A 22,045-nucleotide genomic window follows, 5' to 3' on the forward strand; every position below is an offset into this window, starting at 1 on the left:
ACGTCCAGACGGTTCCCACCGAGCCCGGGGCGCATACGATGGCCCTGGATCAGACGCGCCACCGCGTCTATGCCTTGCTCCCGACGAGCCATCGCGCCGCGGTGTACGTCGACGGCGAGAGGCGCTGAGCCGATGGCCACCAGCGGGCCTCCCGGGTGGGCCAGGGCGCTGTCACGGGACGGCTGGCTCCTCTTCGTGACCTTCGGCCTGCGCACCTTCGCCTACGGCTTCCTGTCGGTGATCCTCGGCCCCTCCCTGGCGGCGCGGGGGTTCAGTCCCGCCGCGATCGGCGGGATCTTCACGGCGTCGCTCGTGGGAGGCGCCGTCATGACCATCGTCCTGACGGCGGTGGCCGATCGGGTCGGCCGCCGGCGCGTGCAGCTGGCGGGGGCCCTCCTGATGGCGGGGGCCGGGGTCGTCTTCGCCGAAACCGACCAGTGGCTCCTGCTCGTGGCCGCCGCGGTGCTCGGGACGATCAGCCCGTCGGGCAAGGACGTCGGGCCGTTCCTCGCGGTCGAACAGGCGATGCTGCCGAACACCACGACGGATGAGCACCGGACGAGCGTCTTCGCCTGGTACAACCTCGTGGGCTCACTCGCGGGCGCGGTCGGCGCCCTCGCCGTCGGCGTGCCCCCTCTGGCCGGCCTGACGCCGCTCCAGAGCTATCGGGCGCTGCTGTGGGCCTACGCGGGAGCCGCCCTGATCCTGCTCGGCCTGTTCGGGAGCCTGAGCTCGCGCGTCGAGGCCGGGCGGGACACCGGCCGGGACCGGCTGCGGGGCGTCGGCGTGCGGCGCTCGCGCGGCGTCGTGGCACGGCTGGCGGCGCTCTTCGCGCTGGACGCCTTCGCCGGAGGGTTCGTGCTACAGGGATTGGTCGCCTACTGGTTCTCGCTGCGGTACGGGGTCGATACCGGCACGTTGGCGGGCATCTTCTTCGGCACCAACGTCCTCGCGGCCCTGTCCTTCCTCGCGGCGGCGCCTCTCGCGAAGCGGATCGGTCTGCTCAACACGATGGTCTTCACGCACCTGCCCTCCAACGTCCTGCTCGTTTTGGTGCCGCTCATGCCGACCCTGCCGCTGGCGGTCGCGATGTTGTTGGCGCGTCACCTGCTGTCTCAGCTGGACGTCCCGACGCGCCAGTCCTACACGATGGCCGTCGTCGATCCGGATGAGCGCGCCGCCGCCGCGGGCGTGCTGGCCGTGGCGCGCAACATGGCCGCCGCCCTTGCCCCGGGGATTGCCGGTTCGATGCTCGCAGTTCCTGCGTTGGGCCTCCCCTTCCTCGCGGCGGGGGGCCTCAAGATCGTCTACGACATCGTGATCCTCGTGCTCTTTCGCAGAGTGCGACCGCCGGAGGAAACTCAGCCGCCCGCGCCCGCGCTCGCGATGAACCCGTAACGAGGAGGTCGGCGATGAAATGGGTAACCCGTGCGCGACCGAAGGTGGATCGCGTGGCCTGTCCGTGGCTGATTCGGCGCTTCGTGGATCCCCAGGCGGAGTTCCTCTACGTGCCCGCCGACCAGGTGGCCGACGTGGCGAAGCGAGAGGGGGCGATCCCGTTCGATGTGCCAAACGTGGAGCTCGGACACCAGGGTGCTGAATGCACCTTCGACGCCATCATCCGCAAGTACAAGCTGACGGACCCGGCGCTCCAGGAGCTCGCGCTCATCGTCCGGGGCGCCGACACGGCGGCCAAGGATCTGACGCCAGAGTCGAGAGGCCTGGATGCGATCGCCGAGGGCTTCCGGCTCGCCTGTGGCCCTGCTCCTCGCCCTCCTCGCGGGCGCCGCCCTGGCGCTGTTCCGCACCGAGCGGGGTGAGCGGGAGGAGGACGAAGGCCGCGCTCAGCCCGCAGTAACCCGCGTCCTCGCGATGCCGCAGATCCCTCCCTCGGCCGAGTCAATCGCGAGGGAACGCCGATTGGTCGGGGCATCCGGCCCTCAAGAAAGGAGTCAGTCATGAACCTGCGCCCCTGGAAGTCTTGGATCGCGTTCGGCGGCCTCGTCGCTCTCGCCGCGCTCGCCGTGATCGGACACACCCACCGCGCGGCAGCGGCCCCGGACTGGAAGGCGGTGGAGCAGGCCATCGGGAAGTCTGGGCAACTGCTGCCGGGCGGGGTCTATCGGATCGGCTTCCCTCGGACCGACCTGACCGTGACCGTGCAAGGGATCCGCGTCGAGCCGGCCTTCGCGCTCGGCTCGTATGCCGCCTTCAAGCCGATGGGGGATCAGGCGATGGTCATGGGGGACCTCGTGCTCCGCGACGAGGAGGTGGCCCCCGTCATGACCCGCCTGCTCCAGGGGGGCCTCACCGTGACCGCGGTGCACAACCACCTCAACGAGATGTCCCCCCACGTCATGTACATGCACTACGGCGGGCACGGTGACGCGGTGCGCCTATCCGCCGCCATCCACGATGCCCTCTCGGCCAGCGCGACGCCGCTGGCGAGCGCGCCGGCCGCGAGCTCGGCGGCAGGTGGCCCGAGCTTCGACCCCAAGCAGATCGAGGCGATCATGGGCCGCTCCGGTACCCTGCTGAACCCGCGCGTGTTCCAGGTGGGGGTCCCGCGCGCGGAGACGATCACCGAGGGTGGCGAGGAGCTGCCGCCGGCCATGGGGATCGGGATGCCCTTCAACTTCCAGGACCTCGGCGACGGAAAGGCCGCCATCACCGGGGACTTCGTCCTGATCGCCCGCGAGGTGAACCCGGTGGCGCGGGCGCTCCGTTCGAACGGCATCGAGGTGACGGCGCTGCACAACCACGCCCTCGGCGATGAGCCGCGCCTGTTCTACATGCACTTCTGGGCGCACGACGACGCGCTGAAGCTGGCCCGGGGTCTTCGGGCGGCGCTGGATCTCACGAACAGCCGAAAGTAGCGGAGACCAGTCGGGCCAGCTCGTTCGGAATCCACTTGTTCCGTGCGACGCCTTGGGCGGCGTGGGGGCGCGGAAGGACGATGGCCAACGCGTCAGCCGTCAGTAGAGTCCTGCCCCGTCGCTGCCGGCGATGCCGGGTGCCCACTTTGGCTGGCGACCGTCTCGGCATTTCGCTCTGATAGTCGTGCGCGGTGGATGGCTACGATCGACCGCGGCCAACGGGTCGTCGCCATCGGCTCGATGAGCGATCGACGTGAGCGGATAGGGCGCGTCGGCGGGGTTGCGCACTCCCCCGTCGACGCGCTCTCCGCCACGGCGAGGCGGCGATGGTGAGCGGTCGAGGCGGTACGAGCAATCTGTCGCCGGCAGGCGTTCCGAATCGACCAGGGCAACGCAGCGGCGCCGCCCCCTCACCGCGCGCCCGCCTGACACGGCACCCGTCATCTCATAGGAGGAGCCACATTGGATACGAAGGCCATCGAAACGATCCTGGGAATCAACGGGATGATGATGGACGACGTCCTGAAAGTCCCAATGCCACGGAAGGGCTGTTTTCCCGAGTTGTCCGGCCCGACCGGATTCCCATGGCGATTTGCCGTTGCTCTTCACTTCGCGATTTTGACCAGGCTCACGGCATTGACCAGGCTGTTGGCCAGCGCGAAGTCGCCGTCCGGCGTGACGGAGGTGTTGCGCACGATGTTGCCACCGCCCGGGATCGCCCAGCTCTGGAATGTCTCGGTCTTGGGATCGAAGCGCACGACCGTATTCGGGGTCGATCCGGACTCGCTGTACCAGATGATGTCGTTGATCGCCGAGATGCCGTACGGCTCGGACTTCGGCCCGCTCGGAGACTGCCACTCGGTCACCTTGCCGGTTGCGGGATCGAGACGACCCAGATACCCGCGCGAGAAGTCGCTGTACCAGATCATGTCGTCGCCGGTGATCGCGAGGCGCCGCGGGCGCGAGGCCGGATCCGGCAACGGGTACTCGCGAATCTCCAGCGTCTTCGGGTCGACGCTGGCCACCTTGTTGGTGCCGAACTGGACGACGAACAGCGTGCCCTTTGAATTCAGCGCCATGCCGTAGGGGCGCGACTTCGGCGTCGGCGGCGTGAGCAGCTTGATCTCGCCGGTCTTCGGGTCGAGCCGTCCGATGCGGTTGGCGTTCTGCACCGTAAACCAGAGGATACCGGCCTTGTCGAAGATCAGCGTGTGCGGGTCCTTCGCGTCCGGGTCCGGCATCTTGTACTCCGTGACCGCACCCGTCTTCGGGTCGAGCCGGCCGATCAACGCGCCGGTGTTGCCGGTGTACCAGATGTTGCCGGCCTTATCCGCGTCCAGACCGTGAGGTCCGGAGTGAGGCGTCTTGAGGGGATATTCCTTGAAGCGGCCGGTCTTCGGATCGAGCCGGCCGAGCACGTTGTTCATCTGGCCCGTGTACCAGAGCGCTCCATCCGCCGTCGCCAGGGGATCGTGCGGCCGCGACCCGGGCGTGGGCACCTGCCACTCCTTGATCGAGACCTTGGCCGGCCCCGGGATCACCACGCCGGCGGGCTTCCCTTTTTCCGGGAAGTTCTTGGTCAAGTACTCGGTCATCGTCGCCAGCTGATCCGGCGGAATCGGCACGCCGTGATTGATCATCATCCGCATGACGGTGCGCCAGCCCTCGGCCGTGTAGCCGCCGCCGAGGCGCGCGTGGAACGGGTGGCAGCTGTTGCATTGGGCCGCGACCAGTTCCTTGCCCTTTCCATCGGGCAACTCCTGGCTCCAGGCAGGAAGCGCGGTGCACAGCAGAGCGGCGGCCATCAGGGAGAGAGCTGAATGCCTCGACATGGTTCCTCCGTACCTCATGGCTTCCCGCCATTCGCGCCGCGATCGAGGCGAGCCGGCATCTCGAGGAACGCGCGCACGAGGTGCCAGAGGCGGTGGCGGTTCAGGTCGAAGCCGAGCGAGTGGGCCGCGCCGGGGAGCACGACGAGCTGCCGGTCGGCGTTCGGTAGCCGCCGGTAGAACTCGAGGAGATCTTCCTCGGTGGCGATCCCGTCGTGCTCGCCCCGCACGAGCAGCACCGGGGACGTCACCCGGGCGGGATCCACCACCGGCAGGTTCGCGCTCATGTCCAGGTAGGTCCCGGTAGGGATGGTATGGGGCCGCTCCCGGCGTCGGGGGCCGGAGTCCCCACCGGCGGTGCCGCGGCGCCGGTGGCCTGAGCGGTCGCCGGCTCAGCGCCGGCGAGCCAGCCGAAGCCGACGCCGGCAGCTCCCAGGAACGCGCGGCGAGAGGGGACGGAGCCCGTCGGATCGATCGGCACGGGACACCTCCTCGGAGATGGAGGGCAGCCCGCCGCGAGTCTGCGCCCTCATCGGCGCGTTGTCAATCGCGGCCGCTACTTCTTGGCCGCCAGCCCCAGTCGCTGCTCCAGGATGAGCCGCACTTCCTTGGCCGCCTCCCGCCACAGCGGTCCACCGGGAGCGTGGTACTCGTCCTGGACCTGCTTCCGGAACTCGGGCATCATGGCCTCCTGCTTGTCCGGCGGGACCGTATCCAGCGTCCGGGCGCGGATCCCGACCGTCTTGACCGTGGCGGCGTGCGCGCGCTCGATCCAGCGGCCGATCTCGTTCCAGTCCTTGTCGAAGAACACCACGACCGGGATGGACCGGTAGCCGTTGTTCAGGAAGCAATCGGTCAGGTCCAGGTGCTGATCACGGAAGAACACGCGCAGCTCGCAGTTCGGCAGCGCCTCCACGATTCGCGCGAGCATCGGCGAGTTGCGGTGGACGTCCCCGCACCAGTTCTCGGCGAGCATCAGGGCATACCGCACCTGGCCGAGGCCGGCGAAGAACTTCCGCTCGTCCTCGGTCAGCGACGCCTTCTGGTAGTTCTCTTCGGTCCGCGCCCGGGTGTCGCCCATCTGGGCCAGGTAGTCCTTCCAGGTCAGGCCACTGGCGAACCGCTGCGCGTCCAGAGGAATCCTCAGCTGGGCCATGGTCGCTCTCTCCTCCTGTGGGCTCGACGTTGAAGGTCGTTCGACGCGAAACGAGGCGGCGTGGGCGCCCGCCCCGCGACGCCGACGAGGCTCAGGACCGGCTGGCGACCGGCGACGCCGCGGGCGCGCCGAAGACGGGGTTGTCCGTCCGATCGACCAGCGATTCGTCGCCTTCCGTGGGCAGCAGCTCGGCGTGATCCTGGGCCGCGTTGATGTCCCCGTGCCACACCTCTCGCGGCAGCTCGTACAGCACCTCGATGCCGTGACCGTCGGGATCGGAAATGTAGACGCTATGGGTCATGCCGTGGTTGACACGTCGCTGGAACGGGATCCCTTTGCTCCGGAGAAAGGCGATCTGCCGGAGCCACGACTCCCGGTCGGGCCACGCGATGGCCACGTGGTTCAGCCCCGTCCGGCCCGGCAGCAGGCTCCAGGGCTCGTGGTCGGCGCCGCCGGGGCCGTCGGCCCCGGGGACCTCGGCCAGCGCCACGTCGTGATGGGTCACCTCTCCGCCGGCGTCGAGGCCGCTGTAGAAGCGCATCCTCGGCCGCTGCCGCCCCGGGATGGGCCCGAGCTCGGCGACGCACCGAAAGCCCAGGATCTCCGTCCAGAACCGGTGGGAGACGTCGAGGTCTCGCACGTTGAGGACGACGTGATTGATGCCGCGCGGCGGCTGGGCCTGGCCCGGCGGTGCGGGAGCGTGCGCGTCATCGTTCGGCATGGTGCCCCTCCGTGATCCGTGGGGTGCCCGGGGTACCGGCGGTCGCCGCGGGCTCGCCTGCTGACGACATTGTAAGGCATCCGCCGGCGGATCGCCCTCACGGCACGGGGATGCCGCGCCGGGCCAGCTCGCCCTCGAGGTCCAAGGCCCGGGTCGGGGCCGACCGGCCGTCCGGCACCGTCCAGAAGATCTCGAACTCCAGCCCGTCCGGATCCTTGGCATACAAGGACAGGCTGACGCCGTGATTCGACGAGCCGACCAGCGCGCCCGTCTCGATCAGCCGTCGCCGCGCCTGGAGCAGGTCGGTGATGTCGCCGACTTCCCAGGCGGAGTGGTACATGCGCGCCACCTGCTCGTCGGGCCCCGGCACCCCCGTTTGCTCGAACAGGCCGAGGTGATGGTCGTCGGGGCTGCCCGGGATCTTGAGGAAGGCCGCCCGCGGGTACCGCGCCTTCACCTCGAAGCCGAGCACGTCCTGGTAGAAGCGCACGCTACGCTCCACGTCCGACACCCACAGAACCAGGTGCTGTAAGCGCTTGAGGCCGATACCGGTCGCGGCCGTCTCCATCGTGTGAGTCCTCGCTGACTGACGCCAGGCGGCCAGGGGTCTCGCTCATCGCCTTCATGGGCGGGCCGTGCGTCCATCGGTATTGTACCTCCAGGAACGCTGCGCGCGTGGCCGGGGCGGCCGTCTTCGAGCCGGAGGGCGGGCGCCGGGCGGGGCCCAAGTCTCGGGGTCCGGGTCTCGGGTCCGGGCCTCACGCCTCCGTGTCAACCGATCCCGACCCTCATTCGTCAAACCAGGTAGAACGTGGATGCGCCCATCGATGGTGGTCCCGGGAGCGGAGGCGACCTACGACGAGGTCTATGCGGCCCACTATTCGCGCGTGCTCCGGCTCTGTCGTCTGCTCCTGGCCGACCCTCACGAGGCGGAAGAAGTCGGCCAGGAGGTCTTCCTCAAGCTCCATCGGGCCCTGCAGCCCGGGGCCCCGTCGACGGCGTGGGGGCCGTGGCTCACCCGGGTTGCCGTCAACGCCTGTCGCGACCGGCGGCGCTCGGGCTGGTGGCGATGGTGGCGGGAGGGCGGAAAGCCGCTGGACGACGGGGCCGTCGCGAGCGCTGGCACGCCCGAGGACGAGGCGGTCAGCCGCGAGACACGCGGGCGGATCTGGCGGGGCTTCCAGCGGCTCTCGCGCCGGCAGCGCGAGGTCTTCGTGCTCCGGCACCTGGAAGGCTGGTCGACAGCCGAGGTCGCGGAGATGCTCGGGATGAGCGTGGGCAGCGTGAAGCAGCATCTGTTCCGGGCAGTTCGGGAGCTTCGCGCGGTCCTGGGAGAGCAAGGATGAAAGGGTGCTTGCAGGATGACGTGCTGGTTCTGCTCCAGGCCGGGGAGGGCTCCCGGGCCGAGCGAGACCACCTGGCCGCCTGTCCGGCGTGCGGGACACGGTACGGCGCGCTGGCCAGCGACCTCGCGGTCATCCGGCGGGCGTTCGACAGCCTTCCGCCTCGGCACCGAGCGGCCCGCCGCGCCGAGTCGCGTCGCCGGGGCTGGATGCAGGCGGCCGCGGGGCTGGCCATCGCGGGTGTGATCGCCGGGGGACTCTGGATGGAGAACGCCGGGCGGCCCGGGAGGCCCGGTGCGCCCGCCGGCTCTCCCGGCGCCGAGGCCGACGTGTTGCCGGTCCTGCAGGCGACGTCGGCCGGCCTGTTCTCCGCGATCGAGCGCGGCGCGGCGCCGCCGGCCGAGGAGGTGCTCTTCGGCAGAGTGCTGACGGCGCTCGACGGGTGGTGCGAGTGGCCGGTGGCACTCGGAAGCGACTGTGAGCCGGAGCACCGGGGAGAGATCGGGGACCTCGCCACGGCCCTCGAGGGATGAGCCGGCCCGGGCCGATCCCCGTCGCATCCCGTCGTCCTGGGTCGTCGGCGTCCCGGGGCTGGTCGAGTCTGGGCCCGGTTCCGTCGCGCGACGGTGAGCGAGGCGGTCACGGAGAGACGGAGGGAACCATGAGCACATGGCGGATTCTGGTGATCTCGGCGTTGATCCTGGGCGGATGGTCGGCGCCGCTCTACGGCCAGCCACGCGGGCCCATGCGGGGCGGCGGGGGCATGGACGGCTTCGGCATGATGCTGCCGGCCGTGCTGAGGTCGGTGAATCTCACACCCGAGCAGGATGCGCAGGTGCGACAAATCCTCGCGTCCCACCGGCCCGCGTTCACCGCGCTGTGGCAGCAGCTGCGGGGGATCCAGGAGGCGATGGCGGACAAGCTCTTCGCGGCGGGTACCGTGCTGCCGGGAGATTTCACGCCCATGCTCCAGCAGAGCGCGCAGCTCCGCGAGCAGCTTCTCCAGGAAGCGCTGAAGGTCGCGCTGGACGTGCGAGCGGTGCTGACCCCCGAGCAGCTCGCCAAGGCGGCTCAGGTGAAGGACCGGCTCCGAGCCCTGCGGGCGGAGGAACGGACGCTGCTCGAGGGCCAGCCGTAAAGGGTTGGCCGGTCCGGGGGGGGCGCATCGGGGCGCGCGATGACGGCCGTCATCTTCGTGATGCTGGCGGGCATGGCTGTCGGTGCCGTGGCGTTCCGCGGCGGGGCGGGCACCGCGATCGGCGTGGTGGTGCTCGGCGCCCTGGGCGCCGCCCTGCTGGACCTGGTCGGCGTCCAGTGGAGAGCTCGGCGCGCCACCGGAGGCGTGGGCGAGTCGGGCGTTCCCCAGCGTGTGCTGTGGCTCATGCTCCGCGATACCTTCCAGGTGAGCGTCGTGGTCATCGCGCTGGTGGGCGGGCTCACATACATGGTGCTCGTCACGGTCGCCCTGAGCCTGCAGCTCCTCCCCGATTGAGGATCAGTCGCGAAAGCGGGCGATGGCCACCTCGGGAACCGGTATCGCCCGGAGTCCCTTGGGCGATGCTGGATCGGGCACCACCCACGCCCGCCGTTCGAAGCCCTCCAGCGCGGAGCGCCCGTCGGCGCGAAGGATCCGGTGCTTCACGAGGAACGTGCGGCCCGCCCACTCGTCCACCCAGGTGTGCAGCTCGAGCTCGTCGCCGAGCTGGCAGGCGTTCTCGTACCTGGCGCCGGTCTCCAGGAGCGGCATGCCGACGACGCCGAAGTCGCGCCGCAGCTCGCCGTAGGACAGGCCGTTCGCCTTGAACAGCCGCTCCGTTCCCTGGTCGAACCATGTGTAGAAGTGCGGATAGAAGACGATGCCGGCGGGGTCGCAGTGCGCCCACTGGACCATGTATCGGGAGACGCAGACCCGCACGATGCCTCCTGTCGGAGCAATAGAGCACCGGGCCCCGATGGGCGTCAAGCCGGCCGGGCGTCCCAGCCGAGCGAGCCCGACGACAGGCCCGAGCGCCGCCCTGCCTGGTTCGGGGGTTGCATGCTCCACGCAGCATGCGCCGGGTCCTGGCCGTCCTCTGCCTGACGGCCGTCACGGTCGCCTGCTCCCGGTCGGGCGAGCGGGAGGGCCGCGGGGCCGCGCCGCCGCCGGTCCCCGTCATTGTCGCCACCGCCGTTCAGAAGCCCATGCCTGTCCAGCTCAGGGCGATCGGCAACGTGCAGCCGTCCGAGACCGTGACGGTCCGCGCCCGGGTGGGGGGCATCCTTGCCCAGGTCCGCTTCAAAGAGGGTCAGGACGTGACCGAGGGCCAGCTCCTCTTCACGCTCGACCGCGGGCCGCTCGAGGCGGCCGTCCGCCAGGCCGAGGCGAGTCTCGCGAAGAGCCGGGCCGAGTTCGAGAACGCCCGGCGGGACGCCGCGCGCTATGCCGAGCTGGCGCAGAAAGGCTTCGTCGCCCAGCAGGAGTACGACCGGTTGCGGACGGCCGCCCAGGCGCTCGAGGCCACCGTGCAGGCCGATCGCGCCGTCGTCGAGAACGCGCGCCTCCAGATGGGCTACGCGACCATCCGGGCGCCGATCGCGGGCCGGAGCGGTGCCCTCCTCGTCCACGAGGGGGACCTCATCAAGGCCAACGACACCCCGCTCGTCGTCATCAACCGCCTCCGGCCCGTCGACATCGCCTTCAGCATGCCCGAGCGGGAGCTCCCGGCGGTCCGGCAGTACCGGGACCAGGGGACGCTCGCGGTCGACGCCCTGGCCCCCCAGGACGCCGCCCCGCTGGGGCAGGGGCAGTTGAGCTTCATCGACAACCGCGTGGATCCCACCACGGGCACGATCCAGCTCAAGGCGACCTTCCCGAACGGGGATGGGACGCTGTGGCCGGGGCAGTACGTCAACGTCGTGCTCACCCTGACCACCGAACCGGCCGCCATCGTCGTCCCGGCCCAGGCCGTGCAAACCGGCCAGCAAGGCGCCTACCTCTTCGTCGTCAAGGCGGACCAGACGGTCGAGTCGCGCCCGGTGAGGGTCGCCCGCCAGGTCGGCGCCGAGACGGTGATCGCCGAAGGGGTGGGGACGGGGGAAGCGGTCGTCACCGAAGGCCAGCTTCGTCTGGTCCCGGGCGCGCGGGTGGAGACGAAGCCGACGGCGGCGGCCGCGGCCCCCGCCGGCGCCCGGCCCCAGTGACGGCCGCGGGCGGATCGGCGTGAGCGCGCTGTTCATCCGCCGGCCCGTCATGACGACGCTCGCCATGCTGGCGCTCGTCGTCTTCGGCTTCATGGCCTACCGTGACCTTCCGGTGAGCGACCTGCCGAACGTGGACTTCCCGACCGTGCAGGTGACCGCCCTGCTGCCGGGCGCGAGCCCCGACACGATGGCGGCGGCGGTCGCGACGCCGCTCGAGCGCCAGTTCTCGGCGATCGCCGGGCTCGACTCCATGACGTCGACCAGCTCGCGCGGCTCGACGACGATCGCGCTGCAGTTCTCGCTCGACCGCGACGTCGACGCCGCTGCCCAGGACGTGCAGGCGGCGATCGCCCAGGCCCAGCGTTCGCTACCGGCGGACATGCCGAGCCCGCCCTCCTACCGCAAGGTGAACCCGGCCGACCAGCCCGTCCTCTACCTGTCGCTCAACTCTCAGACCCTGCCGCTCTCGACCGTCCACGAGTACGCCGACACCCTGGTGGCCCAGCGGCTGTCCACGGTGACGGGCGTCGCCCAGGTGCAGATCTTCGGGGCCCAGAAGTACGCGGTGCGCATCCAGCTCGACCCGCGGGCGCTCGCGACTCGGGGCATCGGCCTCGACGAGGTCGAGCAGGCCCTCCGCCAGAGCAACCCGAACCTCCCGACGGGGACGCTCCAGGGCCCGAGCCGGGCCTTCACGATCGAGGCGAGCGGCAAGCCGACCGAGGCGGCCGCCTTCCGCTCGCTCATCGTTGCCTACCGGGAGGGCTCGCCGGTCCGCCTGGAGGAGCTGGGGCGCGTGATCGACAGCGTGGAGAACGACAAGGTGGCGGGCTGGTACAACGGGACCCGCTCCATCACCCTCGCCGTCCAGCGCCAGCCGGGCACCAACACCGTCGCGGTCGTCGACGGGGTCAAGCGGCTGCTGCCCGCCATCCGGGCCCAGCTTCCGGCCGCCGTCAAGCTGGAGCTGGTCTTCGACCGGTCCGAGGCCATCCGGGCCTCGGTCTTCGACGTCCAGTTCACGCTCGGGCTCGCCATCGCCCTGGTCGTGCTGGTGATCTTCCTCTTCCTCCGCAACGTCTCGGCCACGTTGATCCCGAGCGCCGCGCTGCCGATGTCGATCATCGGCACCTTCAGCGTGATGTACTTCCTCGGCTACAGCCTCGACAACCTCTCCCTGATGGCGCTGACGCTCTCGGTCGGGTTCGTCGTCGACGATGCGATCGTGGTCCTCGAGAACATCGTCCGCCACATGGAGCACGGTCAGGAGCGGCGGGCCGCGGCGCTGGAGGGCGCCCGCGAGATTGGCTTCACGATCGTCTCGATGACGTTGTCGCTGGTCGCGGTCTTCATCCCCGTCCTGTTCATGGGCGGGATCCTCGGCCGCCTGCTCCGCGAGTTCGCGGTGACGATCGCGGTCGCCATCCTGATCTCCGGCCTGGTCTCGCTGAGCCTGACCCCGATGCTGGCGAGCCGCTTCCTGCGGCCGCCGGGCGCGGCCCGCGGGCGGCTCTACCGGGCCTCGGAGCGGACCTTCGACTGGCTCCGCGACCGCTACGAGTGGACGCTCGGCTGGTCGCTTCGCCACCGCGGGCTCGTGCTGGCGAGCTTCGCCGCCACCGTGGCGGTCACGGTCGGGCTGTTCGTGGTCATCCCCAAGGGTTTCATCCCGAGCCCGGACACCGGACAGATGGTCGGCTTCACCGAAGCCGCCCAGGACGCCTCGTTCGAGGCCATGCTGCGCTACCAGCAGGCGGTCAACGCGGTGTTGCTCGACGACCCTCACGTCGGTGGCTTCGTCTCGGCGGTCGGCGTCCGCGGGCCCAATGCGGGGCTGGTCTTCGTGCGGTTGAAGCCGCGCCGGGAGCGACCGGGGGTCGACGCGGTCATCCAGGAGCTGCGGCCGAAACTCGCCCGCATCCCGGGGGTCCGCGTCTTCCTCCAGAACCCGCCGGCGGTCAACGTGGGGGGGCAGCTCACCAAGGCCCTCTACCAGTACACGCTGCTCTCCGGGGACACCGCCGAGCTCTACCGGTGGGCCGGCGAGCTGGAAGGGCGGCTCCGGGGTCTGCCGGGCCTCCGGGACGTGAACAGCACGCTGGAGCTGGCCAGCCCCCAGGCCGTCGTCGACATCGACCGCGAGAAGGCGGCCGCGGTCGGGCTCACCGCCGGGCAGATCGAGGGCGCGCTGTTCAACGCGTACGGCTCCCGCCAGGTCTCGACGATGTACACCGCCTCCAACGAGTACGAGGTGATCATGGAGCTGGCGCCGGAGTACCAGCGCGACCCGGCCGCGCTCTCGCTCCTCTACGTGCGGGCGGGCGGTGGGCGCCTGGTGCCGCTGGGCTCGGTGGCGACCGTGCGCCAGGGTGTCGGCCCGCTCTCGGTGATCCACGTCGGCCAGCTCCCGGCCGTCACGCTCTCTTTCAACCTGAGCCCGGGCGTCTCCCTGGGGGACGCGGTCGCTCGCATCCGGGGGGTCGAGCGGCAGCTGCACCTGCCGGCGACCATCACGACCACGTTCCAGGGCGCGGCCCAGGCCTTTCAGTCCTCGCTGAGAGGCCTCGGCCTGCTCCTGCTCATCGCGGTCCTGGTGATCTACATCGTCCTCGGCATCCTCTACGAGAGCTTCATCCACCCGCTGACCATCCTCTCCGGCCTCCCGTCGGCCGGGGTCGGCGGGCTCCTGACCCTTCTCCTGTTCGGCCGCGACCTCGACTTCTACGGGTTCATCGGCCTGATCATGCTGCTGGGGATCGTGAAGAAGAACGCCATCATGCAGATCGACTTCGCCCTCGAGGCCCAGCGGGCCGGGAAGCCGCCCGCCGAGGCGATCTACCAGGGGGCGCTGGTCCGCTTCCGCCCCATCATGATGACCACGGTGGCGGCGATCATGGGGACGTTGCCGATCGCGCTGGGCTTCGGCGCCGGCGCCGAGGTCCGCCGCTCGCTGGGCCTGGCGGTCGTCGGCGGGCTCCTCCTCTCCCAGCTCCTGACCCTCTACGTGACCCCGGTCGTCTACCTCTCCCTCGAGGGCCTCGAGCGCCGGCTCGGCGCCGGCTTCCGGTGGCGTCGACTCCTGCCGTCCCCGCGGCTCCACCGGGGCCGGGGGCGCACCAGCGTCTCGCCGCCATAGCCCGGCCCGGATCCCGGAACGCGGCGCACCCCCCTGAGCCGGGCGCCTCAGACCTGCGATTGACAGTCCCGCGCCGGCGGGCTAGCTTCCCTGAGAAGCGGTCGCGCGATCCCGCCGGAGTCGCGGGCCCGGACCCTCGGGCTCCGCGACGCGGCGACTGCCTCCAGGAGGTCTCGGGCGCGTGGACATGTTCGATCCGGCGCACTACCGGGGCGTGCGGCGCCCGGTGGCCCAGGCGGAGACGCTGCCCGCCTGGTGCTACACCAGCCCGGAGTTCTACGGCCGCGAGGTCGACCGGATCTTCGGGCCGGGGTGGCACTTCGTGGGGCGTGCCGACGAGGTCGCGGCGCCGGGCGACTATCTGACCATCGACACGGTCCCGGGGCCGCTCGTCCTGCTGCGGGACGGCGCGGGCCGCCTCGGCGCCTTCGCCAACACGTGCCGGCACCGGGGCGCCCGTCTCCTCGACGGCCGCGGGCGCTGCCGGACCATCGTCTGCCCGTACCACGGCTGGACGTATGGGCCGGACGGCGCCCTGCTGGGCGCGCCGGGGATGCGCGACCGCCCGGGATTCGACCGGGCCGACTGGGGGCTCACGCCGGTGCGCTGCGAGACGTGGCAGGGCTTCGTCTTCGTGAGCTTCGATCCCTCCGGACCCGGCCTCGCCGAGCATTTCGGCGACCTCGCCGAGAAGCTCGGCGGCTACGGCTTCGACCGGATGGTCTGCGTGCGGCGCCTCGACTACGACGTCGCCTGCAACTGGAAGCTCCTGGTCGAGAACGCCATGGAGGAGTACCACACCGGGACCGTTCACCACGCGAGCCTCGGCCAGCAGCACGCGCTCCCGGAGGAGACCCGCGGGCACTGGGACGCCATCTACATCCCCCAGGAGACCAGCATCGCCGTCCTTCCCGGCGAGACGGCGCCGTTTCCGCACGTCCCCGGGCTCGCCGGTCGGCCCGCCCAGGGGACTTACTTCACGATCCTCCACCCGGCCACCCAGTTCGCCTGCACCCAGGACTGCATGTGGTGGCTGCGGGTGCTCCCGCTCGGCCCCACGCGCTCGCGGCTCGGGGTCGGGTTCTGCTTCCCCCGGGCGACGGTGGCCCGGCCCGACTTCGAGGCGGGCGTCAAGCGGTACTTCCACCGCTGGGAGACGGGGATCGGCGAGGACAACGCGATCTGCGAGGCCCAGCAGGCGGGACTCGGCTCGGTCCTCCGCCGGCCCGGCCCGTTCGCGCTCCGGGAGCCCGCGGTTCACCGCGTCAACAACTGGGTGCTGGACCAGGTGCTGGACGAGGCCGACCGGCCGCGCGCGATGCGCGCGGAGGCATGGGGCGTCGCGCGACCGAGAACAACCCACTCGATCGGAGAGTGACCGATGAATGCCTCGAACAAGGTGGCCATCGTGACCGGCGCGGGCAGCGGGATCGGCAAGGCGGTCGCGCTCGCGCTCCTCGGCGCGGGGTATCAGGTCGCCCTGGCCGGACGGCGCAAGGAGCGGCTGGAGCAGGCGGTGGCCGAGGCCGGGCCGGCCGGCGCCCGGGCGCTGGCCGTCCCCACCGACGTGAGCGATCCCCAGTCCGTGCGCGCCCTCTTCGCGCAGACGCGGGACGCGTTCGGCCGGCTCGACCTCTTGTTCAACAACGCCGGCATCAACGCCCCCGGCATCCCGCTCGAGGAGCTCAGCTACGAGCAGTGGAAGGCGGTGGTGGACATCAACCTCACCGGCGCGTTCCTGTGCACGCAGGAAGCGTTCAAGCTCATGAAGAGCCAGGACCCTCGCGGCGGGCGGATCATCAACAACGGCTCCATCTCGGCGCATGCGCCCCGGCCCAACTCCGCCCCCTACACCGCGACCAAGCACGCGATGACGGGCCTCACCAGGTCGACGTCGCTGGACGGGCGGAAGTACGACATCGCCTGCGGCCAGATCGACATCGGGAACGCGCTCACGGAGCTGGCGGCCCGCATGGCGAAGGGCGTTCCCCAGGCGAACGACACCGTCGCGGTCGAGCCGCTGATGGACGTGGCCCACGTGGCGAGCGCGGTGCTCTACATGGCCAGCCTTCCCCTGGAGGCGAACGTCCAGTTCTTGACCGTCATGGCCACCAAGATGCCCTTCATCGGCCGCGGCTGACGGGGAGGCACATCCGCCTCGGGAGGACCGTGGACGCCCGCGGCACCCCGGGCGAGCTCGTCATCGGCGGCGCGCCCCGTCTCTACGCGGCTCTGCGCGAGCTGGCGGAGACGGGGCGGCTCGTGTTCTTCGCCGGCCTCCCGGGCACGGGCAAGAGTCTCCTCCTCCACCAGCTCGCTCACCTCGCTCACGGCATCGGGCGCCAGGTTCACCTGCTCCAGTGGGACGTGGCCCGCCCCGTGTTCGAGGCATGCGGTCCCGGGCGGCGCTACCCGCAGGACCGCGGCGTCACCCACGGGGTCATCCGGCTGGCCGTGGGGGGCTGGGCGCGCCAGGCGCTGGTGGGCTGGGACCGGGCGCACGGCGCCGCGCACCTCCTGATCGGCGAGACCCCCTTCGTCGGCCATCGCCTCGTGGAGCTGGCGCGATCCGGCGACGACGCCGCCGAGCCGCTGCTGGAGGCCGGCGGGACGCGCTTCGTCGTCCCGGTGCCCTCCCGCGAGGTGCGGCGCCATCTGGAGGCCGAACGCGCGCGCCGCGCGAGGCGCCCCCTCCACGACCGCGAGACGGAGGACGCGCCGCCGGAAGTGCTTCGGGACCTCTGGCGGCAGCTCGCGTCGGTCGCCCGCGCTCTCGGCGTCACGGCCGCGCCCTCGGAGCCCGCGGCCGAGGTGCCCTATGACCCGGAGGTCTACCAGGGCGTCTACGCGCGCGTCCTCGCCCGACGGCGCATGGTGACCCTTCCGGTCGAGACCTTGCTGCCGACCGCGGCGCTCTCGGTCTACGACTTTCGCGTGCCGACGCGGGATCTCATCCCGACCGCCGACGAAGCGGCGCGGTTCGTCGAGACGGTGGAGGCGGTCTACGGCGATCCGGAGGTCCTGCGGCGGACGATCGAGCGGTGGTGGGCGATCTGAGCCATCGCCCGGTCGCGATGGGGCCTCACGTGGTCGGCCGGAAGAGGTCGGCGAGGTCCTTGGCGACGTTGAGCACCGCGCGTCCCTCGGGCTGGCTGTAGCTGCCGACGGTCGCCTTGCGGAATCCGAGGGCGACCAGCGTCTCGGCCTGGCGCACGGCGCAGGCGGTGCCGTCCAGCAGCGGTACCGGGACGCGGTCCCGAAGCCGGCGGGCCATCCCGGCCAGCGCGGCGCCGCCGAGGATGAGCGAGTCGGCGCCGTCTTCCTCCACGGCCGTGTGCGAGAGCTTGACGAAGGCATCGCCGTACGCGTCCGGCCGGCGTCCGATGTCGAGCAGGGACTCCTCCATCGTGCGGATCCCCGCCAGCCGGCCTCCGACCCCGTAGGCGTCAGCCAGCTCGCGCAGGTACGGGATCGCGCGGGCGCCGACCGTGACGATGCCGAAGCGCCCGCCGAGGAAGCAGGCGGTGAGCATGGCGGCCTCGGCGATGCCGACCACGGGGATCGGCAGCAGCTCCCGCGCCGCGGCGAGCCCCGGGTCCCCGAAGCAGGCGATCACGGCCGCGTCGCAGCCGCGGTGATGCTCGGCCAGCGCGGTCAGCGTCGCGTGGGCGGCGATGGCCTCCTCGCCCCGGGTCTCGATCACCCGGGCGCCGAAGGGCGCGGTGACGCCGACCACCTCGGTGCCGGAGGAGGCTGCCAGTCGGGCTTCGGTGGTGGCCAGCTCCGTGATGTGGGGCGAGGTGTTCGAGTTCACGACCAGGATCTTCATGGGGCGACTCCTCCGAGGCTCCCTCGTACAGCTGGCGCGGAAGCCAGAGACGATCTCACGACGGCATCGAGCATGGCCGTCCTCCGGCTTGGTCCCCTCAGGGCTTGGGCTCGACCCGCCCCACCTTGCGGACCCCCTCGGCCAGGCGCCGGGCGTCGGCCTCGAAGAACCGCTGGAACTCTTCTCCCTGCTTGAAGGTGATCGGCGTCTCCAGCTTGTCCATGGCGGCCTTGAACTCGGGGTCCCCGACGGCCGCCCGCATGGCGTCGCGGAGCCGGGCCAGCACCGGCTCCGGCGTGCCGCGGGGCGCGAAGAGTCCGGCCCAGATGTAGAACTCCGCGTCCGGGAAGCCCAGCTCCTTGAAGGTCGGGACCTCGGGCAGCGCCGCCACCCGCTTGTCGCCCCAGCCGGCCAGCGCGCGCAGCTTGCCCGCCTTGATGTGAGGCAGGACGACGGCGGGACCGGAGGCGAGGGCGTCCACGTGACCGCCCAGGATCGCGGTGAGGGCGGGGCCGGCGCCGGCGAAGGGCACGTGGCGGAGCTTGATGCCCGCCGCGTGGGAGAGGAGCTCCATGGCCATGTGGAGGGTGCCGTAGACCCCCGACGAGCTGAACGAGATCTGCCCGGGGCGCTTCTTGGCGTCCTCGATGAACTCGCGGGCCGTCTTCCAGGGGCTCTCGCTCCGGACCACGAGGATGGTGGGATCGGCCGAGATGAGCGCGATGGGCGCGAACTGGTCCACGGTGAAGGCGGGCTGGCGGTCGAAGAGCTTGTCGGCCTCGGGGATGATGGAGATCGAGGAGAGCGCCAGCAACAGGGTATAGCCGTCCGGCTTGCTGGTGGCCACGAACTGCATGCCCACCGCCCCGGCCGCCCCCGTCTTGTTGACGACGGCGACCGGATTCTTCAGCACCCGCTCCAGCGCGGCCGCCACCGGGCGCGCGGTCAGGTCGGCCACCCCGCCCGGCGGGAACGGCGCCACGATGGTGATGGGGCGCGACGGATACGGCTCCTGGGCGAAGGCGGGTGAGCCCGCCAGGAGGACGAAGATCGCGGCCGCGAGGCGCCGGATGGTCATGAGCCCTCTCCCTTCTCGGCCAGGGCGAGCCGCGCCCGCCAGTCCAGGGTGCGGGTCAGCAGCGACCGGAGGCTCAAGAGCACGAGCAGGAGGCCGACGGCGAGCAGGGTGGCGGCGATGGGCCGCTCGACGAAGATGGCATAGTGGCCGTCGGACATGGCGAGCGACTGGCGGAGGCTCAGCTCGATCATGGGCGCCAGCACAACGCCCAGCACGATGGGGGCCGTCTCGAAGTCGAACTTGCGCAGGAGGTACCCGAGGGCGCCCATGACGAGCATGATCCAGACGTCCACCGGGCTGCTGTTGACCGCGTAGACGCCGAGGATGCAGAAGATCAGGATCGAGGGGTAGAGGATCGGGTAGGGCACCCGCAGGATGTTCACGAAGAGCCCGACCAGGGGAAGGTTCAGGATGAGGAGCACCACGTTCCCCACGTACATCGAGGCGATGAAGCCCCAGAACAGCGCGGGCTGCTGTGTGATGAGCAGCGGGCCGGGAGCGACGCCGTGCACCATCATGGCGGCCATCAACACGGCCGGGATGGCCCCCGAGGGCACGCCCAGGGCGAGCATGGGCACGAAGGCTCCCGAGGTGGCGGAGTTGTTGGCGGACTCGGGCCCGGCGACCCCGGCGACCGCGCCGCGTCCGAACTCTTCCGGGTGCTTGGAGAGCCGGCGCTCCACCGCGTAGGAGACGAAGGTCGAGATGACGTGGGCAGAGCCGGGGATGATCCCGATCAGGAAGCCGAGCACCGTGCCGCGGCCGATCGGCATGGCCGAGTCGCGCCACTCCTGGCGGGTCGGGAGGAGCTCGCGGAGCCGGGGCTTGATGACCGCGGGCGGCGCGGGGAGGCCCGCGGTGGCCAGGATCTCGGCGAGGCCGAAGAGCCCGACCGCCACCGGCACCACCCCCAGGCCGTCTCCCAGCTCCACGATCCCATAGGCGAAGCGGAAATAGCCCGTCATCTGGTCGATGCCGATCATGCCCAGCAGGAGACCGAGGGCCGCCATGGCCAGGGCCTTCAGCATGGAGCCGCCACTCATGTAGGCGAGCACCAGGAGCCCGAGGACCAGGAGTGCTGCGTACTCGGGCGGCCCGAAGCGGAGGGCGAACGAGGCGAGAGGCGGCGCCATGACCATCAGGGCCACCACGCTCAGGGTCCCCGCCACGTAGGACCCGACCGCGGCGATGGCCAGCGCCGCCCCCGCCCGCCCCTTGCGGGCCATGGCGTAGCCGTCGATGCACGTCATCACCGAGGCCGTCTCGCCCGGGATGCGCATCAGGATGGAGGTCGTGGAGCCCCCGTACATCGCCCCGTAGTAGATCCCGGCCAGCATGACGATGGCTCGGGTGGCGTCGAGGCCGAAGGTGGCGGGCAGCAGCAGGCTGATCCCCGCCAGCGGCCCCACCCCCGGCAGCACGCCGACCACGGTGCCGACCAGGCAGCCGACGAAGGCGTAGAAGAGAACCGCCGGGGAGAGCGCGATCGTGAAGCCGAGGTAGAGGTTCTGGAGGGTGTCGATCACGGGTGAGCCCCTCGGCGCTCTTACCAGCCGAAGGGGCCGCGCGGCAGCGGCACCAGCAGGAGCGTGTTGAACAGGTAGAAGGTGCCGGCGGCCAGGAGGAGGGCCACCCCCAGGCTGACGATCACGCCCTTCCGCTCGACGACGCCCAGGAGAAACGCCGCCGCCAGACCCATGGTCAGCCGGTAGCCCATCCGCTCGAGGCCCCAGGCCGCGAAGGCGCAGACGGCGAAGATGGCCACCGCGTGCCGCCATTCCGCCCAGTCCGTCTCTCGCAGCCGGGGGGAGTGGACGCCGAAGAGCGCGACCAGGACCCCGAAGACGACCAGGGCGAGCGCCAGCATCACCGGCAGGTAGGCGGGGCCCGGATGATGGAGGGTGCCGAAGGGCAGGCGCCGGCTCTCCCACAGGACGACGACGCCGAGGAGGGCGAGGGCCGCCCCGGCGATCCGGTCGAGCCGACCCATACGGGGGGGAAGATGCCAGCCCGGTGTATCCGGGCCTACTTGGTCTCGACCCGGCCGATCCGCTTGATCACGTCGGCCAGCACCTTCGCCTCCTGGTCCCACCAGGCCTTGAACTCATCCGCGTCGAGGTAGGCGATGGGGGTCTGGATCTTCTCCATGGCCGTCTTGAACTCGGGGTCCTGGACAGCCTTGCGGGCGGCGTCTCTCAGCACCGTGAGCGGGCCGGCCGGAGTGGCCCTGGGCGCGAAGAGGCCGATCCAGAGGTAGTACTCGACGTCGTAGCCCAGCTCCCGCATGGTGGGGACGTCGGGGAAGTTCGGATGCCGGGTAGCCCCCGAGACCGCGAGCGCGCGGAACTTGCCGGACTTGAGGTGCGGGGAGGCGACCCCGGGAGGCGAGCACCAGAGCTGCGCGTGGCCGCCGAGGACCGCGGTGGTGGCGGGGCCGCCACCGGTGGTGGGCAGGTGGCGCATCTTGAGGCCGCCGGCCGCGTGGAGGAGCATCTCCATCGGCACGTGGGAGGCGCCGTAGGGGCCGGACGAGGAGAAGATGATCTCGTTCGGCCGTCGCCGGGCGTCATCCAGCAGCTCCTTGAGACTCTTCCAGGGCTGCTCGGTGTGCACCACCAGGATGACGGGGTCGGCGTTGATGCGAGCGATGGGGACGAACTGGTCGCGCGTGTAGGTGGGCGTCCGGCCGAAGAGGAGATCCACTTCCGGGAGCGTCGTGATGGCCGGGACCGTGATCACGAAGGTATAGCCGTCGGGCTTGGCCACCGCCACCGACTGCGTGCCGACGGCGCCGGCCGCTCCGCTCTTGTTCACCACCACGACGGGCTGCTTGAGGACCTTCTCCATGGCCGAGGCCAGCGGGCGGCCGGTCAGGTCGGCGAGGCCCCCGGGCGGGA

At 71.0% G+C, this 22,045-nt stretch carries 23 protein-coding genes; 12 read left to right on the plus strand and 11 right to left on the minus strand.

All coding sequences use genetic code 11. The features are described 5' to 3' along the window. Positions 1-132: 132 nt before the first annotated feature. The 3 genes from VGW35_14725 to VGW35_14735 all read left to right on the plus strand — a co-directional run bounded on the left by VGW35_14725 (position 133) and on the right by VGW35_14735 (position 2,876). Complete coding sequence (locus VGW35_14725; protein HEV8308913.1) at positions 133-1,398, plus strand: MFS transporter; 1,266 nt, start codon at positions 133-135, stop codon at positions 1,396-1,398. Positions 1,399-1,412: 14 nt separating this feature from the next. Further along, a complete protein-coding gene (locus VGW35_14730) occupies positions 1,413-1,820 on the plus strand; it encodes a chromate resistance protein ChrB domain-containing protein (protein HEV8308914.1) in 408 nt (135 codons plus the stop codon). A gap of 138 nt (positions 1,821-1,958) precedes the next feature. Continuing rightward, positions 1,959-2,876 (plus strand): DUF1259 domain-containing protein, encoded by a 918-nt coding sequence (locus tag VGW35_14735; protein ID HEV8308915.1) that lies wholly within the window; start codon positions 1,959-1,961, stop codon positions 2,874-2,876. A gap of 605 nt (positions 2,877-3,481) precedes the next feature. Here the strand turns inward: VGW35_14735 and VGW35_14740 are convergent. The 5 genes from VGW35_14740 to VGW35_14760 all read right to left on the minus strand — a co-directional run bounded on the left by VGW35_14740 (position 3,482) and on the right by VGW35_14760 (position 7,150). Then, positions 3,482-4,681, minus strand: a complete 1,200-nt coding sequence (locus VGW35_14740; GenBank protein ID HEV8308916.1) for a cytochrome C — start codon at positions 4,679-4,681, stop codon at positions 3,482-3,484. Positions 4,682-4,722: 41 nt separating this feature from the next. Further along, complete coding sequence (locus VGW35_14745) at positions 4,723-4,992, minus strand: alpha/beta hydrolase (protein HEV8308917.1); 270 nt, start codon at positions 4,990-4,992, stop codon at positions 4,723-4,725. 269 nt (positions 4,993-5,261) lie between these two features. Next, positions 5,262-5,861: a thioredoxin family protein gene (locus VGW35_14750; protein HEV8308918.1), complete on the minus strand. Its 600-nt coding sequence runs from the start codon at positions 5,859-5,861 to the stop codon at positions 5,262-5,264. 91 nt (positions 5,862-5,952) lie between these two features. Next, positions 5,953-6,582, minus strand: coding sequence for a VOC family protein (locus VGW35_14755; protein HEV8308919.1), 630 nt, complete (start codon positions 6,580-6,582; stop codon positions 5,953-5,955). Positions 6,583-6,679: 97 nt separating this feature from the next. Next, the gene (locus VGW35_14760) at positions 6,680-7,150 is read right to left on the minus strand and encodes a VOC family protein (protein ID HEV8308920.1); all 471 of its coding nucleotides are present in this window, start codon (positions 7,148-7,150) and stop codon (positions 6,680-6,682) included. A gap of 259 nt (positions 7,151-7,409) precedes the next feature. On the opposite strand from VGW35_14760, the gene VGW35_14765 reads away from it, so the two are divergent. The 4 genes from VGW35_14765 to VGW35_14780 all read left to right on the plus strand — a co-directional run bounded on the left by VGW35_14765 (position 7,410) and on the right by VGW35_14780 (position 9,417). Next, the gene (locus VGW35_14765; protein HEV8308921.1) at positions 7,410-7,928 is read left to right on the plus strand and encodes an RNA polymerase sigma factor; all 519 of its coding nucleotides are present in this window, start codon (positions 7,410-7,412) and stop codon (positions 7,926-7,928) included. Continuing rightward, positions 7,925-8,458: a hypothetical protein gene (locus VGW35_14770; protein HEV8308922.1), complete on the plus strand. Its 534-nt coding sequence runs from the start codon at positions 7,925-7,927 to the stop codon at positions 8,456-8,458. Before VGW35_14765 ends, VGW35_14770 begins: the two co-directional genes overlap by 4 nt. 128 nt (positions 8,459-8,586) lie before the next feature. Next, positions 8,587-9,063 carry a periplasmic heavy metal sensor gene (locus VGW35_14775; GenBank protein HEV8308923.1) on the plus strand — a complete coding sequence of 159 codons (477 nt, stop codon included), beginning with the start codon at positions 8,587-8,589 and terminating at the stop codon, positions 9,061-9,063. Between the two features lie 39 nt (positions 9,064-9,102). Next, positions 9,103-9,417, plus strand: a complete 315-nt coding sequence (locus tag VGW35_14780; GenBank protein HEV8308924.1) for a hypothetical protein — start codon at positions 9,103-9,105, stop codon at positions 9,415-9,417. 3 nt (positions 9,418-9,420) lie between these two features. Here the strand turns inward: VGW35_14780 and VGW35_14785 are convergent, their stop codons facing one another. Continuing rightward, complete coding sequence (locus VGW35_14785) at positions 9,421-9,840, minus strand: acyl-CoA thioesterase (protein HEV8308925.1); 420 nt, start codon at positions 9,838-9,840, stop codon at positions 9,421-9,423. Positions 9,841-9,974: 134 nt separating this feature from the next. Between VGW35_14785 and VGW35_14790 the strand changes: the two genes are divergently transcribed. The 5 genes from VGW35_14790 (at position 9,975) to VGW35_14810 (ending at position 17,298) form a co-directional block, all read left to right on the plus strand. After that, complete coding sequence (locus tag VGW35_14790; GenBank protein ID HEV8308926.1) at positions 9,975-11,105, plus strand: efflux RND transporter periplasmic adaptor subunit; 1,131 nt, start codon at positions 9,975-9,977, stop codon at positions 11,103-11,105. Positions 11,106-11,118: 13 nt separating this feature from the next. Next, a complete protein-coding gene (locus VGW35_14795) occupies positions 11,119-14,241 on the plus strand; it encodes an efflux RND transporter permease subunit (protein HEV8308927.1) in 3,123 nt (1,040 codons plus the stop codon). 187 nt (positions 14,242-14,428) lie between these two features. Beyond that, positions 14,429-15,619 carry an aromatic ring-hydroxylating dioxygenase subunit alpha gene (locus VGW35_14800; GenBank protein ID HEV8308928.1) on the plus strand — a complete coding sequence of 397 codons (1,191 nt, stop codon included), beginning with the start codon at positions 14,429-14,431 and terminating at the stop codon, positions 15,617-15,619. A 3-nt stretch (positions 15,620-15,622) separates the two neighbouring features. Next, entirely contained in the window at positions 15,623-16,381 is a 759-nt protein-coding gene (locus tag VGW35_14805; protein ID HEV8308929.1) for an SDR family oxidoreductase, read from the plus strand. A gap of 29 nt (positions 16,382-16,410) precedes the next feature. After that, positions 16,411-17,298, plus strand: a complete 888-nt coding sequence (locus VGW35_14810) for a hypothetical protein (GenBank protein ID HEV8308930.1) — start codon at positions 16,411-16,413, stop codon at positions 17,296-17,298. A 25-nt stretch (positions 17,299-17,323) separates the two neighbouring features. Here the strand turns inward: VGW35_14810 and VGW35_14815 are convergent, their stop codons facing one another. The 5 genes from VGW35_14815 to VGW35_14835 all read right to left on the minus strand — a co-directional run. Then, positions 17,324-18,070: an aspartate/glutamate racemase family protein gene (locus tag VGW35_14815; protein ID HEV8308931.1), complete on the minus strand. Its 747-nt coding sequence runs from the start codon at positions 18,068-18,070 to the stop codon at positions 17,324-17,326. Positions 18,071-18,167: 97 nt separating this feature from the next. Continuing rightward, positions 18,168-19,148 (minus strand): tripartite tricarboxylate transporter substrate binding protein, encoded by a 981-nt coding sequence (locus VGW35_14820; GenBank protein HEV8308932.1) that lies wholly within the window; start codon positions 19,146-19,148, stop codon positions 18,168-18,170. Continuing rightward, a complete protein-coding gene (locus tag VGW35_14825) occupies positions 19,145-20,674 on the minus strand; it encodes a tripartite tricarboxylate transporter permease (GenBank protein HEV8308933.1) in 1,530 nt (509 codons plus the stop codon). Before VGW35_14825 ends, VGW35_14820 begins: the two co-directional genes overlap by 4 nt. A gap of 20 nt (positions 20,675-20,694) precedes the next feature. Then, positions 20,695-21,138, minus strand: coding sequence for a tripartite tricarboxylate transporter TctB family protein (locus VGW35_14830; GenBank protein HEV8308934.1), 444 nt, complete (start codon positions 21,136-21,138; stop codon positions 20,695-20,697). Between the two features lie 35 nt (positions 21,139-21,173). Continuing rightward, positions 21,174-22,045 (minus strand): tripartite tricarboxylate transporter substrate binding protein (locus tag VGW35_14835; protein HEV8308935.1); only part of this gene is annotated, 872 nt, incomplete at its 5' end.

It is taken from the genome of Candidatus Methylomirabilota bacterium (assembly GCA_036005065.1).
In the GTDB taxonomy this organism is placed as follows: Bacteria; Methylomirabilota; Methylomirabilia; order Rokubacteriales; family DASRDR01; genus DASYQW01.

Bases quoted from the DNA above. Each gene is read 5' to 3' on its own strand.
- VGW35_14820 (HEV8308932.1), bottom strand. From the start codon at position 19,148: ATGACCATCCGGCGCCTCGCGGCCGCGATCTTCGTCCTCCTGGCGGGC.
- VGW35_14730 (HEV8308914.1), top strand. From the start codon at position 1,413: ATGAAATGGGTAACCCGTGCGCGACCGAAGGTGGATCGCGTGGCCTGT.
- VGW35_14735 (HEV8308915.1), top strand. From the start codon at position 1,959: ATGAACCTGCGCCCCTGGAAGTCTTGGATCGCGTTCGGCGGCCTCGTC.
- VGW35_14800 (HEV8308928.1), top strand. From the start codon at position 14,429: ATGTTCGATCCGGCGCACTACCGGGGCGTGCGGCGCCCGGTGGCCCAG.
- VGW35_14750 (HEV8308918.1), bottom strand. From the start codon at position 5,861: ATGGCCCAGCTGAGGATTCCTCTGGACGCGCAGCGGTTCGCCAGTGGC.
- VGW35_14815 (HEV8308931.1), bottom strand. From the start codon at position 18,070: ATGAAGATCCTGGTCGTGAACTCGAACACCTCGCCCCACATCACGGAG.
- VGW35_14770 (HEV8308922.1), top strand. From the start codon at position 7,925: ATGAAAGGGTGCTTGCAGGATGACGTGCTGGTTCTGCTCCAGGCCGGG.
- VGW35_14790 (HEV8308926.1), top strand. From the start codon at position 9,975: ATGCGCCGGGTCCTGGCCGTCCTCTGCCTGACGGCCGTCACGGTCGCC.
- VGW35_14830 (HEV8308934.1), bottom strand. From the start codon at position 21,138: ATGGGTCGGCTCGACCGGATCGCCGGGGCGGCCCTCGCCCTCCTCGGC.
- VGW35_14755 (HEV8308919.1), bottom strand. From the start codon at position 6,582: ATGCCGAACGATGACGCGCACGCTCCCGCACCGCCGGGCCAGGCCCAG.
- VGW35_14760 (HEV8308920.1), bottom strand. From the start codon at position 7,150: ATGGAGACGGCCGCGACCGGTATCGGCCTCAAGCGCTTACAGCACCTG.
- VGW35_14805 (HEV8308929.1), top strand. From the start codon at position 15,623: ATGAATGCCTCGAACAAGGTGGCCATCGTGACCGGCGCGGGCAGCGGG.
- VGW35_14725 (HEV8308913.1), top strand. From the start codon at position 133: ATGGCCACCAGCGGGCCTCCCGGGTGGGCCAGGGCGCTGTCACGGGAC.
- VGW35_14745 (HEV8308917.1), bottom strand. From the start codon at position 4,992: ATGAGCGCGAACCTGCCGGTGGTGGATCCCGCCCGGGTGACGTCCCCG.
- VGW35_14775 (HEV8308923.1), top strand. From the start codon at position 8,587: ATGAGCACATGGCGGATTCTGGTGATCTCGGCGTTGATCCTGGGCGGA.
- VGW35_14740 (HEV8308916.1), bottom strand. From the start codon at position 4,681: ATGGCCGCCGCTCTGCTGTGCACCGCGCTTCCTGCCTGGAGCCAGGAG.
- VGW35_14780 (HEV8308924.1), top strand. From the start codon at position 9,103: ATGACGGCCGTCATCTTCGTGATGCTGGCGGGCATGGCTGTCGGTGCC.
- VGW35_14765 (HEV8308921.1), top strand. From the start codon at position 7,410: ATGGTGGTCCCGGGAGCGGAGGCGACCTACGACGAGGTCTATGCGGCC.